At 61.2% G+C, this 15,207-nt stretch carries 13 protein-coding genes; 10 read left to right on the top strand and 3 right to left on the bottom strand.

The annotated features are described in order from the left end of the window. Nucleotides 1–60: 60 nt before the first annotated feature. The 10 genes from RWJ89_RS01925 to RWJ89_RS01880 all read left to right on the top strand — a co-directional run bounded on the left by RWJ89_RS01925 (nt 61) and on the right by RWJ89_RS01880 (nt 12,327). Nucleotides 61–1,524 (top strand): aldehyde dehydrogenase family protein, encoded by a 1,464-nt coding sequence (locus RWJ89_RS01925; protein ID WP_131662671.1) that lies wholly within the window; start codon nt 61–63, stop codon nt 1,522–1,524. Nucleotides 1,525–1,533: 9 nt separating this feature from the next. Then, the gene (locus RWJ89_RS01920) at nt 1,534–2,577 is read left to right on the top strand and encodes a tartrate dehydrogenase (RefSeq protein ID WP_316030483.1); all 1,044 of its coding nucleotides are present in this window, start codon (nt 1,534–1,536) and stop codon (nt 2,575–2,577) included. Between the two features lie 15 nt (nt 2,578–2,592). After that, the gene (locus RWJ89_RS01915; protein ID WP_316030482.1) at nt 2,593–4,050 is read left to right on the top strand and encodes an NAD-dependent succinate-semialdehyde dehydrogenase; all 1,458 of its coding nucleotides are present in this window, start codon (nt 2,593–2,595) and stop codon (nt 4,048–4,050) included. Nucleotides 4,051–4,278: 228 nt separating this feature from the next. After that, nucleotides 4,279–6,234, top strand: coding sequence for an SARP family transcriptional regulator (locus tag RWJ89_RS01910; protein WP_316028258.1), 1,956 nt, complete (start codon nt 4,279–4,281; stop codon nt 6,232–6,234). Between the two features lie 40 nt (nt 6,235–6,274). Continuing rightward, on the top strand, nt 6,275–7,309 hold the full coding sequence (locus RWJ89_RS01905) for a phosphatase PAP2 family protein (protein WP_316028257.1): 1,035 nt from the start codon (nt 6,275–6,277) through the stop codon (nt 7,307–7,309). A gap of 33 nt (nt 7,310–7,342) precedes the next feature. Continuing rightward, nucleotides 7,343–9,061: a S8 family serine peptidase gene (locus tag RWJ89_RS01900; RefSeq protein WP_316030481.1), complete on the top strand. Its 1,719-nt coding sequence runs from the start codon at nt 7,343–7,345 to the stop codon at nt 9,059–9,061. Nucleotides 9,062–9,304: 243 nt separating this feature from the next. Beyond that, complete coding sequence (locus tag RWJ89_RS01895; RefSeq protein WP_131662665.1) at nt 9,305–10,750, top strand: aKG-HExxH-type peptide beta-hydroxylase; 1,446 nt, start codon at nt 9,305–9,307, stop codon at nt 10,748–10,750. Beyond that, nucleotides 10,747–11,694, top strand: a complete 948-nt coding sequence (locus RWJ89_RS01890; protein WP_316030480.1) for a ThiF family adenylyltransferase — start codon at nt 10,747–10,749, stop codon at nt 11,692–11,694. The genes RWJ89_RS01895 and RWJ89_RS01890 overlap by 4 nt, the downstream gene beginning before the upstream one ends. 9 nt (nt 11,695–11,703) lie before the next feature. Beyond that, nucleotides 11,704–11,952 carry a hypothetical protein gene (locus tag RWJ89_RS01885; RefSeq protein ID WP_316030479.1) on the top strand — a complete coding sequence of 83 codons (249 nt, stop codon included), beginning with the start codon at nt 11,704–11,706 and terminating at the stop codon, nt 11,950–11,952. 69 nt (nt 11,953–12,021) lie between these two features. Beyond that, the gene (locus tag RWJ89_RS01880; RefSeq protein WP_064655387.1) at nt 12,022–12,327 is read left to right on the top strand and encodes a DUF982 domain-containing protein; all 306 of its coding nucleotides are present in this window, start codon (nt 12,022–12,024) and stop codon (nt 12,325–12,327) included. Nucleotides 12,328–12,403: 76 nt separating this feature from the next. Here RWJ89_RS01880 and RWJ89_RS01875 read toward each other — a convergent pair whose 3' ends face one another. The 3 genes from RWJ89_RS01875 to otnC all read right to left on the bottom strand — a co-directional run bounded on the left by RWJ89_RS01875 (nt 12,404) and on the right by otnC (nt 15,205). Further along, on the bottom strand, nt 12,404–13,678 hold the full coding sequence (locus tag RWJ89_RS01875) for an NAD(P)/FAD-dependent oxidoreductase (RefSeq protein ID WP_316030478.1): 1,275 nt from the start codon (nt 13,676–13,678) through the stop codon (nt 12,404–12,406). A gap of 13 nt (nt 13,679–13,691) precedes the next feature. Further along, entirely contained in the window at nt 13,692–14,360 is a 669-nt protein-coding gene (locus tag RWJ89_RS01870; RefSeq protein WP_316030477.1) for a haloacid dehalogenase type II, read from the bottom strand. Nucleotides 14,361–14,530: 170 nt separating this feature from the next. Then, nucleotides 14,531–15,205 (bottom strand): 3-oxo-tetronate 4-phosphate decarboxylase, encoded by a 675-nt coding sequence (gene otnC / locus RWJ89_RS01865; RefSeq protein WP_168281026.1) that lies wholly within the window; start codon nt 15,203–15,205, stop codon nt 14,531–14,533. Between the last annotated feature and the right edge of the window lie 2 nt (nt 15,206–15,207).

Raw genomic sequence — 15,207 nt, 5'->3', positions numbered from 1 at the left:
CGACGCATGCTGCTCGCGTTCTCCAGTTAGGCTTGTCTCAGCCCATCCCGAGGACATGCGATGACACTCAGCTTCGATCCGAACACGATTTCCCTGCCCGTCGGACATTTCATCGGTGGCCGGCTGGTTCCGGCCGAGGCCGTCATCGACATGCATCGCCCATCCGACGGCAAGGCCTATGCCGGCTGCCCGCTGGCCGACGAGGCGCTTGTCGACCAGGCCGTCGAAGCCGCCAGGACCGCATTGAAGACGAGCAATTGGGGCGGCATGCGGCCGCGCGAGCGCACCGTGGCGCTGCAGCGCTGGGCGGACCTGATCGAAGCCGAGGCGGAGACCCTCGCCAAGCTCGAGGCGCTTTCCTCGACACGGCCCGTCGGTCATCTCGTCGCCGGCGACATCGCCGTCACCGCCGAACAGATCCGCTTCTTTGCCGAATTCGCCGACAAGGAGGGCGGCGACCTCGTCCCGACCGACGATGCGAACTTCGGTATGATCATGACGGAACCCTATGGCGTCGTCGGCGCCATCACACCCTGGAATTTTCCCTTGTCCATGGCCGGCTGGAAGCTCGGCCCGGCGCTGGCGGCAGGCAATGCGGTGGTGCTGAAGCCATCGGAAATGACGCCGTTTTCCACGCTCTATCTCGCCGAACTTTCGGTGCGGGCCGGCCTGCCGGCAGGTCTCGTCAACATCGTGCTCGGCGACGGCCCGACCACCGGAAATGCGATCACCGGACATCCGGGCATCTCCAAGGTCAGCTTCACCGGTTCGACTGCGGCCGGCGCGGCAATAATGACCAACATCGCCCGCACCGGCGTGAAGCCGATGACGCTGGAACTCGGCGGCAAGAGCCCGCAACTGGTTTTCGCCGATGCCGATCTCGAGCTTGCAGCCGGCGCAATCGCCGGCAGCATTCTCTCCAACGCCGGTCAGGCCTGCGTTTGCGGATCCCGCCTGATCGTCGAAGCGAAGGTGGCGGACGCGCTCGCAGCCGCACTCATCGAGAAGCTGGCCGCCATCCGCCCCGGCCCCACCTGGGATGAAGCGACCGATTATTCGCCCGTCATCTCCGAACGACAGATCGCCCGCATGGACGGCATCATCCGTGCCGCGATCGACGGTGGCGCCGAGTGCCTCACCGGTGGCCGCCGCCTCGACCGCGAAGGTTATTTCTACGCACCGACCCTGATTTCGGGCGTGACGGCAACATCGCCGGCGGTTCTTGAGGAAATTTTTGGACCGGTGCTGACCATTCAGACTTTCGAGGACGAGGAGGAAGCGTTGGGGCTCGCCGACCATCCGGCCTATGGGCTCGCCGCCGGCCTCTTCACCCGCGATCTCTCGCGTGCCATCCGCGTGACGCGCCGCCTGCAGGCCGGCACCGTCTGGGTCAACCGCTACGGCCGCTCGCGCGACCATATCCTGCCGACCGGCGGCTACAAGCAGTCCGGCATCGGCAAGGATCTCGGCCGCGACGCCTATCTCGCCAACCGCAAGAGCAAGAGTGTGCTCATCAGCCTGTGAGGATCTGCGATGAAAACCTACAAGATCGCCCTTCTGCCCGGAGACGGCATCGGCCGTGACGTGACGGCAGCAGCCTGGGCCGTGCTCGAAAAGGCAGCTCGCCTGAACGGATTTTCTCTTGACGCAACCAGCTATCCCTGGTCCTGCGACTACTATCTGGAGAACGGCAGCATGATGCCCGCCGATGGCATCGAAACGCTCAGATCCTTCGATGCCATCCTGCTCGGCGCCGTCGGCTGGCCTCGCAAAGTGCCGGATTCCGTGTCGCTGCATGGGCTGCTGCTGCCGATCCGCAAGGCCTTCGTGCAATACGCCAATATCCGTCCGCACCGGCTGCTGCCGGGTGTGCAGGGGCCGTTGCGGTCCGATGGCTTCGACATCCTCTGCATTCGTGAAAATACCGAGGGCGAATATTCTGGCGCCGGCGGCCGCGTCCACCAGGGCACCGATAATGAGGTGGCGGTCGAGACCTCGATTTTCACCCGCAAGGGGGTCGAGCGCATTCTGCGTTTCGGCTTTGAGCAAGCACGGGCGCGACGCGGCACGCTTGCCTCGGTGACGAAGTCCAATGCGCAGAAATATTCGATGGTCTTCTGGGACGAGATCACCCAGAGGCTTTCAGCGGAATATCCCGATGTCGAAGTGACCAGCTACCATATCGACGCCATGGCCGCCCGCATGGTCATGGCGCCTGATAGCCTCGACGTCGTGGTCGCCTCCAACCTGTTCGGCGATATCCTGACCGATCTCGGCGCCGCCATCCAGGGCGGGCTTGGCTTTGCCGCCTCCGCCAATATCAATCCCGATCGCTCGGCGCCGTCGATGTTCGAACCGGTCCACGGCTCGGCGCCCGATATCGCTGATCTCTGCATCGCCAATCCGATCGCCGCCATCTGGTCGGGCGCAATGATGCTGGAGCATCTCGGAGAAACGGCTGCCGCCGCAAGGGTGATGGCATCAATCGAGGCGACGACGGCACGCGGCATCGGCGCAATTCCCGGCAAGGACAAGACCGACGCGATCACGGCATCGGTGCTTTCGGCACTCGGCTGATCAATGGAGAACAGAATGAACGGATTAAGGGATAGCAGCCTGCTTCGTCAGCAGGGACTGATCGACGGAGAATGGCGCGGGGCTGAAACCGGGCGCACGATCGAGGTGATCGATCCGGCGACGCAGCATGTGCTGGGCACTGTGCCCGACATGGACGGAGCCGATACGCGGGCGGCAATCGTGGCGGCGGAAAAGGCCTTTAGTCCATGGCGCGCAAAGACCAATGCCGAGCGCGGCGCATTGCTGGAAGCCTGGCACGATCTGATGCTCGACAATATCGAGGACTTGGCGCTGATCCTCACCCGGGAACAGGGCAAGCCGCTGACGGAAGCGCGCGGTGAAATCCGCTACGGCGCCTCGTTCATCAAATGGTTTTCCGAGGAGGCGCGCCGCATCGGCGGAACGACCATTCCCTCGCCGACGGCGGACCGGCGTATCGTCGTTCTGAAGGAGCCCGTCGGCGTGTCGGCGATCATCACGCCGTGGAATTTTCCGAATGCGATGATCACCCGCAAGGTCGGGCCGGCGCTCGCCGCAGGCTGCACCGTCGTCGTCAAACCATCGGACCTGACCCCCTTTTCGGCGCTGGCGCTCGGCGTCTTGGCGGAGCGCGCCGGCATCCCCGAGGGGGTGATCAATATCGTCACCGGCATGCCGGCCGGCATCGGCGACGAACTGATGGCAAACCAGACCGTCCGCAAGATCTCTTTCACCGGCTCGACCCGCGTCGGCTCGCTGCTGATGCGCGGCGCGGCCGACAGCGTCAAGCGGCTCAGCCTCGAACTCGGCGGCAACGCGCCCTTCATCGTCTTCGACGACGCCGATCTCGATCTTGCCGTGGAAGGCGCGATCGCCTCGAAATTCCGCAATGGCGGGCAGACTTGCGTCTGCGCCAACCGGCTTCTCGTCCAGTCCGGCGTCTACGAGGCCTTCGCCGCCAAACTTTCCGCGCGCGTGTCGGCCATGAAGGTCGGGGCCGGGACGGATGCAGGCACGGATATTGGGCCGATGATCAACAGGGCGGCGATCGAGAAAATCAAGCGTCATGTCGACGATGCGGTGGAAAAGGGAGCGAAGATCCTTGCCACCGCGGGTTCCGTGCCTGAAGGCGATCAATATGCGGTGCCGATGGTGCTCGGCGATGCGACGACCGAAATGCAGCTTGCCAGCGAAGAGACCTTCGGACCCGTTGCCCCGCTTTTCCGTTTCGACCACGAGGACGAGGCGATCCGCATCGCCAACGCCACGCCCTTCGGCCTTGCGGCCTATTTCTACACCGAAAGCCTGAAACGCTCCTGGCGTGTCGCCGAAGCGCTCGAATTCGGGATGGTCGGCCTGAACACTGGGGCGATCTCGACCGAGGTCGCTCCCTTCGGCGGCGTCAAACAATCCGGTCTTGGCCGCGAGGGCGCGCAGTGCGGCATCGAGGAATATCTCGAAATGAAGAGCTTCCACATCGGTGGGCTCGCCTGACTAAAGGAAAATAAAAGAGCGCCGGGACATCATCCCGGCGCTGGACGATCGGAGCGACGGTCGATGCTCCTTTTGGAGCAACTCCGTCATACGTCGTTTCGAGTACTCCGCAGCCTTTGGCGGATGCCTGCAAAATTACGGTGCTTAAACAACATTTCTTTGACGCTGCTTTGACGGCAGGATGCTACGGCCGGTTTGCGAAGTTACGCAGAGGGATTTCAGCCGGTTATGCTTCAGCTCGATCACCGTCATAGCATGGATTTACATCTCGCAATTCCGGTTTCCCTTTCCGGTTGCTTGCCAGACGCCGCAGTTGTGGCAGACTGGTCCCCGGATGCTAGATTTTCCGGCCGCCAAACGAGCGTATCGGAGGCAACGGGGGCGGGGCCGGTGGATCGCATGAACAAGGAGCACGATCCGTTTCGGATGTTCCTGCTCGGGCCTTTTGCCCTTGTGGACGCCGGGGGGCGGTCTGTTACTCCGAAATCCAAAAAGGCACAGGCTCTTCTGGCGATGCTTGCATTGTCCACCCGGGGCTCGCGCTCGAGAATCTGGCTTAGGGACAAGTTATGGAGCGATCGCTCCGACGACCAGGCGGCAGCCAGCCTACGCCAGGCGCTTTTGGACATTCATAAGAGTCTGGGGCCGGCACGTGATCTCTTGATTGCGGATAAGAATACCGTTTGGCTAGATACGGACCGACTCGTGCTCGATACCGACCTGGTGGTTCAGACGGAGCGGTCTCCGGATCAAGTCACCGACGAATTGCTCGAAGGCATCGACATCCGCGATCCCGAATTCGAGGACTGGTTGGCGCTGGAACGGCAAAACTGGTATCGCCGCCTCGATGAAGGACAAGTCCACGATGTATTCGAGCCGCGACAGCAGCCGAGCCGCGATATCGCCAAACAATCCGCCCTGCTGCCTTTAACGGGCGCCCCGGATACATCGAGAACAGGCAAACCCGTGGACATCGCCAGCAGCGCCCCATATGGGCGGCGGGTTGGCGGTGACTGGCAATGGATGATGGCTCTTATGTCCCCCATCATAGTGGGTGCCGGAGAGGGCGGACAAATTGCTGCGACACGGTTCCAGAACCTCATTGCAAAAGCCATCATCGATGGGCTGGGCTTTGGCGTCACCGACCTCTCCTTCACCTTGCCGCATATTGAAGAGAACGAACAGCAGATCAGCCTTCCCATATGCCTACAGCTTCGCCTGACGTTTGATGGTGACATGGTGCTGATCGAGCTGGTGATGAAGCACCTGATCAACAACCGCATTCATTGGCTGGGCAGCCAGGCTATCAACCGCACGCAGTTCGAGCGGGGCGAGTTCGGTATCGCCGCTGCGCTGATCAGCCAGGCCGTCGATCAGCTGGCCTATTTCCAGGAGATCCAGGCAACCGACAGCCGATTGTCGCAAGACGGTCTCCTGATCGACGCCGTCAATGCGATCTTTCGGCTGTCGCGCGACGACCTCGATAACGCGGAACGGCGGCTGGAAGAACAGATCCAGTATCAGCCGCGATCATCGACTTTTGCCTGGCTGTCATTCATTCGGACTTTCCAGGTCGGCCAGCGTTTCAACGCGCTGGACGCGCATCTGATCGAGGAAGCCCAGGCCTATGCACGCAAGGCGCTGGAACTCGATCCGCAGAATTCCGTGTCGCTCGCGCTCGTCGGCCACGTCCATTCGTTCCTGTTCGGCGAATACGACTATGCGGCCAACCTGTTCGAAAAATCGATCCGCCTGAACCCGGCCCTGCCACTCAGTTGGGACCTCTACGCGATGCTGCATTGCTATGCAGGCCAGCCCGACAAGGCTGTGGCCATGGCGCGTTGGGTACAAGAGCTCGGCGTCTACAGCCCGCATAAATATTACTTCGATACGACCAAATGCATTGCCGCAGCGCTTGCAGGCGATCATGCCACAGCCATAGCGGCAGGCGAAGAAGCCCTGCGGACACGGCCGAACTTCAACAGTCTGCTGCGCTATCTTGCCTCCAGTCATGCCCATTCCAACGATCTCGTCGGCGCGCGACACTACCTGCAGCGTCTTGAAGCGGTCGAGGGCGGCTTCTCCATCAACGCCTTCCGCGGCAGCGGTTATCCGCTGCTCGACACAGGTGGCGGCCAGATCTTGGTCGACGGTCTGCTCAAGGCCGGCGCCAAGCTGCGCTGAACCCCGGACATTCTTCACATCATCGCGCAAGGAGGCTGCAATGGAAGCGGACACTGCCCACGAATCGCAATCAAAATTAGTTTTATTTCTAAACAGTTATAAATTCAGGATTGAGCCGGATACGGTCCTTCCATGCGAACCGAGGGACGATGCCGGTGCTGATCCTCTCGCCGGTGCGTCGCCGGCTGCACCTGATGCAGCCTCCGAACCCGCGCTTTTCCCCGGCACGGGTGAAGATGCATCGCTTCTGGCCGGGCCCATGATGGCGACGATGGCCGTAGCCTCGGTCCTCAACAAGAGCGTGGCGAACAAGTCGGTGCTTAACAAGGCGTCGCTGAACAAAAACAAGAACAAAAATAAGAATAAGAACAAGAATAAGAACAAGTCGACGATGGACGGCGCCAGCCTCGGTGCATCGCAGCTTATCCCCTCCTTCGAGCTACGCAGGCTGCACCAGCAGCCGTCACGAAACGCCTATACCGCGGCGCGGCGCTTCACCTGGGAAATGCTGGATATACTTCCGCCGCCCGGCCCCGATTATACCCGCCTCGAAACGACGGTGCTGCTGTCTATGCAACGCCGCGACCGCGAACGCGTGCGGCGCCTGCCCGACATCCAAATCGAGTCGACGATCTCCGTGGGGGAATTCACCCGGGCATTGCATATCGAGGATCTCGGCGGTTTCGAGCAGACGGAAGGGCTTTTCCAGGCGATCCTGGCAGCCTGCGAATATGTCGGACTGATCTACAAAAGCCAGTTCAACCGGCTGCGGCCAAACCAATTTGAGCCCATGCTACGGCCGTTGCTGGCCGTGCCGGTCCACGAATCCTATCCCAGCAATCATTCGTTCCAGTGCTTTTCGATCGCGTTGGCGTTTGCGACGATCCTGCCGGAACATCCGGCCACCGACGAGCTCGCCCGCATCGCCCAGAACGTCGCCGAAAATCGCGAATGGGCCGGCCTGCACTATCCGAGCGACACGCAGGCAGGGCGAGATCTCGCCCGGCGCTTCGCTCCCTACCTCCACGACGCGTTCGGTCCTCTGTTCCAGGCCGTACACGACGAATGGGTCTGAATTCTCCAGCTGCTTCTCAACAGGGTTACAACCATGACGGATCAAATAAGAATGCCTGAGCCCGCGCCGATCAACTACTACTATCTCTGGCACCTGACTGCTCTTGGCGTAGTCGACGCGGAATACGGATCGGCTCCGCCGGCGCCTCCAGCGCTCGATGCGAGTGCCACACGCGCGCTTCCCGATCCCCTCATCACCGGCACGGTCTGGGATACCATCGCTTCCGCCGGCGCTTCCGCCGGCGCTTCCGCCGGCCCGCTGCGACCCGCACGGGTCGCGCTGATCGATGTCGGCGTATCTCCGGATCATCCCAATCTGGCAACCCGGCTTGACCGGGAGGCGTCAATCGATTTGACGACCCATCGTTACGGCGCGCGCGTGCGCGAAATTCTCGATACGACCACGTCCTTTGACCGCGAGGAAAGACATGCCTTCTTTGCCGGGCTCGACATCGCTCCGCTCGGCAATATCGGCCTTTCCAACGACGACCGGGACTATCTCGGTGATCTGGTTGCCGAATACGCCGCGTCGGAGGGTGTTCTCCGGCGGCTCTACAATCCGGAATCGCTGTTTGCGTCGCATGGTACCTGCTGCGCAGGGCTGATCGTCGGCGAACCTGCCGTTGTTGCGGAAGAAGGCACGCCAAGCCTTCCGCCGGAAGGAGCCTTCTACGGGAATGGCGACGAGCTGCGTACGAGCGGCAATCGCAATGTCATCCCCTATTTCGGCGTTGATCCTTTCTCAAAGCTCATCTCGATCAAAACATCCTTCGAAGACGATGTCAGGCAGTTCATTGCGGCCTTCCTTTATGCCTATCTTCAGAAAGCAGACGTGATCGTCTTGCCACGCGGTCTGCCCGACCCGAAACGCAGCATCGTTGATCCGAAGAACGAGCTGAAGGCCGACCTGGAATTATGGAAAAACCAGGATGCCGCCAATCTGTTCACGCGCATTGCCGTTGCTGATCAAGGTGGGCCTGAACTTGAGCCGAAGGCCGCGCAGAAAGGCTCCAATCCGGATCGCCCATGGCACGTCCTCAAACAACTCATCCTCGCCATCAGCCGGCACATCCCGATTGTCTGCGCCGCAGGAAACAGCGGCGAGAGCCAGCTGATCTATCCGGCAAGTCTTGCCGCCGACGACAACGGCATCATAGCCGTTGGAGCCGTTACCGTCGAAGGTTTCCGTTCGGGCTACAGCAATTACGGCGAAGGATTGACGGTTGTCTCCCCCTCCGACGACGGGGAGGTGTTCAACAGGCATCAGTTGCGCCTCGACCGGCTTTCTCCATTTGCCGCGCAGCACGACTACAGCGCCTTTCGAACGCGGGAATACTACTATTCGCACTTCTCGCTGCTGACGACGGACCTATCGGGGATTTTCGGCTATGATCGTGGCTCCGATCCGTGGTCGGCCATCGTGCCGTTCGGAACCAATCTCGGCATCGGGGGCGGATACTATACCACATTCGGGGGCACATCAGGCGCGTCGGCGCAGGTGGGCGGGCTATGTGCCCTTATACAGCGGGCCTACAAAAGCCGCCACAATCCCGGCGACCGCCTCTCGGGGCCTCAAGTGAAATCAATTCTGAAGACCGCATCCCGCCTGGACGCCATTGTCGCGCCCGGAACGAGGAAATTGACGGCGGATTGCATGAACGCCGAAAGCGAGGACGCCGTCGAGATGGCCTATTTCTTTGGATCGGGACTGCCAAATGCGCGGGCGGCGGTGCAGGCAGCCCTGGCCATCTGAACGCCCGGGGGATGCTATTCCGAGATTCCAAGCCCCCTTTATCGAGGGGGCTTTTTCTTTGGTTACCCTCCTTTTTACGGATTTTTAACGCGGTACTGGCGGGCGAATGACGCCCTTGGGCAATAGTGCCTCTCAACGGACGGCACATACCGTTCCCATGCTCGACGAAGCCGGCCCGAACCGGGGCATCTTCGCCCGACATGCAACCTTGATCCACCAGAAGACAAACCCACGGAGGCCTCGATGTCCGCGTCTCGCATTCAACAATTGGCAGATGAGGCGCGCTACCTGCTCAGGGGCAATCCCCTGATGGCAAGCACCGCCTCCCTGCAGCGCATCGCAACTCGCAACCTGTTAAAGCGACGCTTCCAATATGGGTGCACGCTCGCAGCTGCTTCGAAGCTTACCGATTGTTCGGCCGGGGTCGAGGCGCTGTCACGATATTTTCCCGACCTTGCAGATGGCGGATACACTCGCCTGCTGGAACTTCCCCCAGCGATCGCCGAACCGGTCAGTGCCGACCCTTATCGTTCGTCCGTGCTCGCAGCCTGGATGAGTGGGCTCGCGCGGAGTCTGGAATGGCAGGCGGGAGGCCCCGATGCGCAGATCGTCAGCGGCTATCTGCAGTCGGATCTGATCGCATCGGATCTTGAACTCGAACGTCAGCCGGCGCGCCGGCTCTCTTGCGGCATCGGCCTCGTCCGCATCGAAAGCCTAGCGCGGAGCCGCGTCATGCAAGCCCTCCTCCGCCAATGCATGCCGAACTATCACGGTTCCGACTACCCCATCATTGACAACGCGGAATTGGATCGCATCGCCGACCATCTGGAGAGCGCCTTCGCGCTAATCGCCGAATTGGACGTGTACGGCTATCAGCGCCTGATCGCCGGCCTGCACACGCTTTACATTGGCGTGCGGCGCGAACCGTCGTGTTCGTTCTCGAGTTCGAACGAATTGCCGGGCAGCGCGATCATCGTCCTTTCCAGAGAAAGATTGCGCGACGGCGATCATGCCGCGACTGCGGCCCAACTGCTTCACCAAGCGGGGCATGTCCAGCTGGGGTTTTATACGACCTCGGCGGCTGCATCCCTGCCCGGCGAGTTCCAATATGTTTCCCCATACAAGGAGGATCTACAGACGCTCGAGAGCATCCTGCACGTGGTGTACACCATTCCCTGGGAGTGCGCCTTCGGCATGGCATGCCTATCCAACGAGGCGGATCCTGAGCGCCGCGCCTGGAAGACGGCATTCATAATTACCTATGCCGCGCGGCAGGTCCCGCTCATCGATATCGCTCGGAAAGGAATCGAACGTCTCGGCGGCGATGTCCTCCTCGACCTCCCAGACATCGCCGCCATTCCTTCCTGGAGTAGCCGGATTTTGTTCCTCGTGGGCCAGTTGCTTGCCGAAGAGCCCATTGCGCACCGCCAGGCGCACTTTGCCGAGCGCCAGCGCGTTCTCGATCGCCAAGCCTGGGATATCGGACAGATGCTGCTGCGCGGCAAAGAGCCGGTCGATCCTCGGATGGGCCGGCGAGAGATCGATGACAGCGGCGACAATGTCAGCCTCTGGTACGACGGCAAATTCCACGTGATCGCGAAGGCCGCCGACCATGCGATGGGCAAGGACTACGGTCGCTATGCCGAGACCATCCGCGGATATGCGCCCAGCGAGATGGAGGCGATGTGATGGTCAATGATCGGTCCAAACGATTGTCAGCGACCGCCACGGCGTCCGTCGACTTCCCGAACCTCGTCACCCACAGCCTTGGGCGGGGCGGCCGGGGGGCTCTGTTCACCGGCAATAGTGCCGATTCTGTCGAGGAACAGAGCCCCTATGTTGCCCGGTCTGCATTCGTCGTCTCGTTGAAGGCTTCCGATATGCCGGCGGAGGACGAATATGACTCCGCCGCAATCGATCACCACGACGCCATCCTGACGCCTCTTTGCCATCAACAATGCGACGTCGCACGGTTTGGCGATATCGACTTCGTCATCATCGGATGCGGCGACTTGGGCTCGCAGATCGCCATCCAGCTTGCTGCCCTCGGCGCGCGCCATTTCCTTCTCGTGGATGCGGATCGTATCGACGAGAAGGATTTGAACCGTCTGCCATGGGCAAGCGAGGCGAATCTCGGCTGGCCGAAGACGGACAGGCTGGCGACACATCTGGCCGCGGGTTTCTCGGCCTATGTCTTCGCGTTGCCGGAATTTGCGGAAGGCGCCTCGGCGCTGCGGTTAATCGCAGACTACGCTACTAACCCGTTCTTCATTTTCGCCGGCGACGATTCTCGTCCAGCCCAAGATCTCCTGTCGGCCTGCCGAGCATTGAAAGCCGGCCTGCCGCCGCATCTGCATGTGGGCCGCTCGGCAAACTCTTGCATGGCAGGTCCTTTGGTCTTGGTGCATGAGGACGTATGTTCCGTCTGCCATTGCGCCACCCAAGTCGCAACCGACGATAGCTTTCGCACCCCGCCGGCCACCGTCGACAACCCATTGGTCGCCGGCCTTGCCGTGTCGCAGATCGCCCAAAACTGCCTTTCGAGACACTCGGTCGCCCGGGGACGCCAATGGATATTGGACCTCAAAGGCGATCAGGCCGAGCTGTGCTCTCTTAAAACACCCCAAATGTAAGGTATGTCCATGATCGCGCTATTTTCCTCGGAATATTGTTGCTCCGTTGGCGCAACTGCCGGAAAGAACGATGAGCTGACGATAACCGAAGCTCTTCGTGATCCGCTGATCGCCATCGTGATGCGAGCGGATGGCGTGACCTCCGAAGAATTCAAGCAACTCCTTGAAGCGACAGCCCGTGAGCTGAAAGCCAATCTTGCTTCCCATCAACCGGAGGAAAGGCGACGTGATTGTCGAAACGACACGGGAGATGGTTGACGAGCATGTGTGGCCAATCCCGGTCCAAACCATGACTCGGCATTGGCCGTCCCGCGGAGTTCAGGGGCAATGAGATTCGATATGGTGAGAAAGTTCCCAACGATAATTCTTGTTTTTGCCGAAGGGAAAGATCGCAAGGTGATCCGTACCGCTCACGAGGCTGCCCAACTGTTGCTGAAGGAATGGCCCACCGACGATGGTGAGGAATTCCTCACAGCGGTGAGAATCTGTTTGGAGGTCCTTACCGGAGAGAGCGAACCCGAGCAATTGCATGAGGCAATCGTCCGCGCGGCATATGAAGCGGGTATTGCAGTGATCACGACTGATAATCGCCTTGGGATTCTCCGGATCTATCCAGTCAGCGAGGCCAGATAGTTGCCCCCGCGCAGGTGCTCATCGCAATCCTGCCCCCATCGAGCGGCTTCGGCTGCAATCGGACTGATCCGGGCCGTTACTGGAAGCGATCGAGGGTCTTGTAATAGAGCCCGACGAGCGGCAGGAACCACGGCTTTCCGAAATGGCCGGGAACGGCCGGCCATTCGAGCCCCTTGATCGGATTGCGGTCGACCTTGCCGAGGATGGCGTCGGCCATGATCATGCCGAGATGGGTGGAGAGCTGGGCGCCGTGGCCGGAATAACCCATGGCATACCAGACACCGTCGACATAGCCGGCGCGCGGATAGCGGTCCTTGGTCATGTCGACGAGCCCGCCCCAGCAATAGTCGATCTCGACGCCGGCAAGCTGCGGGAAGATTTCAGCCAGGCTGGCGCGCAGAATGTCGCCGCTCCTTGCGTCGGAGCGCTGATTGGATGTGGCGGAAAAGCGTGCGCGGCCGCCGAAGATCAGCCGCTTGTCCGGCGACAGCCGGAAATAGTTGCCGATGTTCATCGATGTGACATAGGTCCGGTTGCCCGGCATCGTAGCGGCGATTTCGGCGTCGGTCAGCGGGCGCGTGGCGATGATGAAGCTGCCGACGGAAACGATCCGGCGACGAAAATAGCTGAAGAGCGACGGCGTATAGGCGCCTGTCGCGACCAACACATGGTCTGCGGTAACGGTGCCGCGTGCGGTCGTAAGGCTGTGGCGGCCGTTGCCCTGCCGGTGGGCGGTCACCGCTGCGCTTTCAAAGATGACGGCGCCATGACGGGCGGCCGCTGTGGCGAGCCCGGCGACATAACGGCCCATATGCATCATTGCACTCTTCTTCGAGAGCATGGCGCCATGGAAAGGCGAGCCGACCTCGCTTTTCAGATCACTCGCGGTCAGAAGTGCGGTGTCCGGATCGACCTCTTTGTGAACAGCCTCGAAATTGCGGGCAATGGCATCGAAATGCTGCGGCTTGGAGGCCAGCTTCAGCTTGCCGGCGCGGCGGAAATTGCAGTCGATCCCCTCTTCGGCGATGATCGCCTCGATCGTGTCGATGGAATCGTCAAACGCCTTGTAGAGGGCGACGGCCCGCTCCACGCCGAGTGCTGATTTGGCGGAGAGGAAACTGTGGGCGAGCCCGTTGTTGAGGTGGCCGCCATTGCGGCCTGACGCTCCCCAGCCGACCCGTTCGGCCTCCAGCACGACGACCTTGACGCCCGTTTTCGCAAGCTGTCGCGCCGCGGCAAGCCCGGTGAAGCCGGCGCCGATGACGGCGACGTCGTAATGTCCTCCGACGGAGCCTTGGGCGCCGCCGGCAAAGGCTTGGGCCGTGTCGTGCCAGTAGGATTCGAACTGCATCCGCGTGTCCTCGTCAGAGCCCGACGACGCCAGGCAGGCCCGAGATATCAGGAATTTCGACATAGCCGTAATAGGGGTTGGCCGGCTCATGGCCGCGATTGACCCAAACCTTGTTCTTGATGCCGAGATCGTGGGCCGACATCAAGTCGTAGCGGAAGGAGGACGAGCAATGCAGCACGTCTTCCGGCCCGCAGCCCAGCATATCGAGCATACATTCAAAGCCCTTGAAGCGTGGCTTATAGGACTGCGCCTGCTCGGCGGTATAGACCGCATGGAAGGGCGCGCCCAGTTTTTCGACGTTCGACATGATCTGCGAATTCATCGCGTTGGAGAGGATGACCAAAGGGATTTCCTTGGCGACCTTGGCGAGACCGGCCGGGACATCCGAATGCGGCCCCCAGGTCGGAACCCGCTCATAGATCATCCGGGCGGCTTCATCGCGAAATGTCACGCCGTTGCGCTTGCATGACCGCTCGAGCGAATTGTGCACCACCTCGGCATAGGGTTTCCAGTCGCCCAGGATCTCGTCGAGCCGATAGGCGGCGAAATTCTTGATGAACTCCGCCATGCGTGGCTCGTCGAGCTCTTCGCCGTAGAGATCGCGCGCCGCCTCCGCCATCTGAAAGTTGGTCAGCGTGCCGTAGCAGTCGAAGGTGATGTATTTCGGACGGAAGGTCGTCATCTGCGTATCCTTGAACGATTGGAACCGGGACGTTTCACAATCATAGGCACCACTTCATCGGTCGCTCGCCTGAATTGCCGCCATCGGAAGCAGAATCTATCGTATCGAAAGCAGGGTTTGGCAGAAGGTTGTGCGGTTGCCCGCCGTCAACGGCCGGCGGAGTGACGCCTTCAATCGCCGTCGTGATCGTGATCGTGATGCGACGGAAGGTCGAGGCCGAAGGTGTCGACGAGATCGGCCACCTGCGCCGGGCTGAGGAAACGGGGATTGAGGTTGCGCAACAGTAGATAGAGCTTCGCCGTTTCCTCCAACTCCTCGGTCGCAAAGACCGCCGCCTCCAGGCTGTCGCCGGCGACAACAGGTCCGTGATTGGCCAGAAGCACCGACGAATACTTGCCCGCCAGCCCGCGGATGGCGTCGGCCACCGCCGGATCGCCGGGACGATAATAGGGCACCAGCGCGGTTTCGCCGGCGCGCATCAGATAATATGGCGTCATCGGCGGCAGGGCGGCGCGCGGATCGATCTCCGGCAGCATGGTCAATGCCACTGCGTGGGTGGAGTGAAGATGGACGATGGCGCGGGCGCTGCCGCGCGTATCGTAAAGGGCGGTGTGCAGCGGAATTTCCTTGGTCGGCTTGTCGCCGGACAGGAGCCGGCCTTCGGCATCGAGCCTGGAGATCCGTGCCGGGTCGAGAAAGCCGAGCGAAGCGTTGGTCGGAGTGACCAGCCAACCGCCATCCTCCAGCCGCAACGATATGTTGCCCGACGAACCGGGCGTCAGCCCGCGCTCGAACAGCGAGCGGCCGTATCGGCAGATTTCCTCACGCAGGCGCGCGTCGGACATGA

Source organism: Rhizobium sp. 10PS4, assembly GCF_032464805.1.
Lineage (GTDB): Bacteria > Pseudomonadota > Alphaproteobacteria > Rhizobiales > Rhizobiaceae > Rhizobium > Rhizobium laguerreae.
Note: the sequence above shows the minus strand (reverse complement) of the source record. Positions and strands in the feature narration are given on the sequence as shown.

Coding starts and splice junctions, on each gene's coding strand:
- RWJ89_RS01925 (WP_131662671.1), top strand. CDS start 61: ATGACACTCAGCTTCGATCCGAACACGATTTCCCTGCCCGTCGGACAT.
- RWJ89_RS01920 (WP_316030483.1), top strand. CDS start 1,534: ATGAAAACCTACAAGATCGCCCTTCTGCCCGGAGACGGCATCGGCCGT.
- RWJ89_RS01915 (WP_316030482.1), top strand. CDS start 2,593: ATGAACGGATTAAGGGATAGCAGCCTGCTTCGTCAGCAGGGACTGATC.
- RWJ89_RS01910 (WP_316028258.1), top strand. CDS start 4,279: ATGCTTCAGCTCGATCACCGTCATAGCATGGATTTACATCTCGCAATT.
- RWJ89_RS01905 (WP_316028257.1), top strand. CDS start 6,275: ATGGAAGCGGACACTGCCCACGAATCGCAATCAAAATTAGTTTTATTT.
- RWJ89_RS01900 (WP_316030481.1), top strand. CDS start 7,343: ATGACGGATCAAATAAGAATGCCTGAGCCCGCGCCGATCAACTACTAC.
- RWJ89_RS01895 (WP_131662665.1), top strand. CDS start 9,305: ATGTCCGCGTCTCGCATTCAACAATTGGCAGATGAGGCGCGCTACCTG.
- RWJ89_RS01885 (WP_316030479.1), top strand. CDS start 11,704: ATGATCGCGCTATTTTCCTCGGAATATTGTTGCTCCGTTGGCGCAACT.
- RWJ89_RS01880 (WP_064655387.1), top strand. CDS start 12,022: ATGAGATTCGATATGGTGAGAAAGTTCCCAACGATAATTCTTGTTTTT.
- RWJ89_RS01875 (WP_316030478.1), bottom strand. CDS start 13,678: ATGCAGTTCGAATCCTACTGGCACGACACGGCCCAAGCCTTTGCCGGC.
- RWJ89_RS01870 (WP_316030477.1), bottom strand. CDS start 14,360: ATGACGACCTTCCGTCCGAAATACATCACCTTCGACTGCTACGGCACG.
- otnC (WP_168281026.1), bottom strand. CDS start 15,205: ATGTCCGACGCGCGCCTGCGTGAGGAAATCTGCCGATACGGCCGCTCG.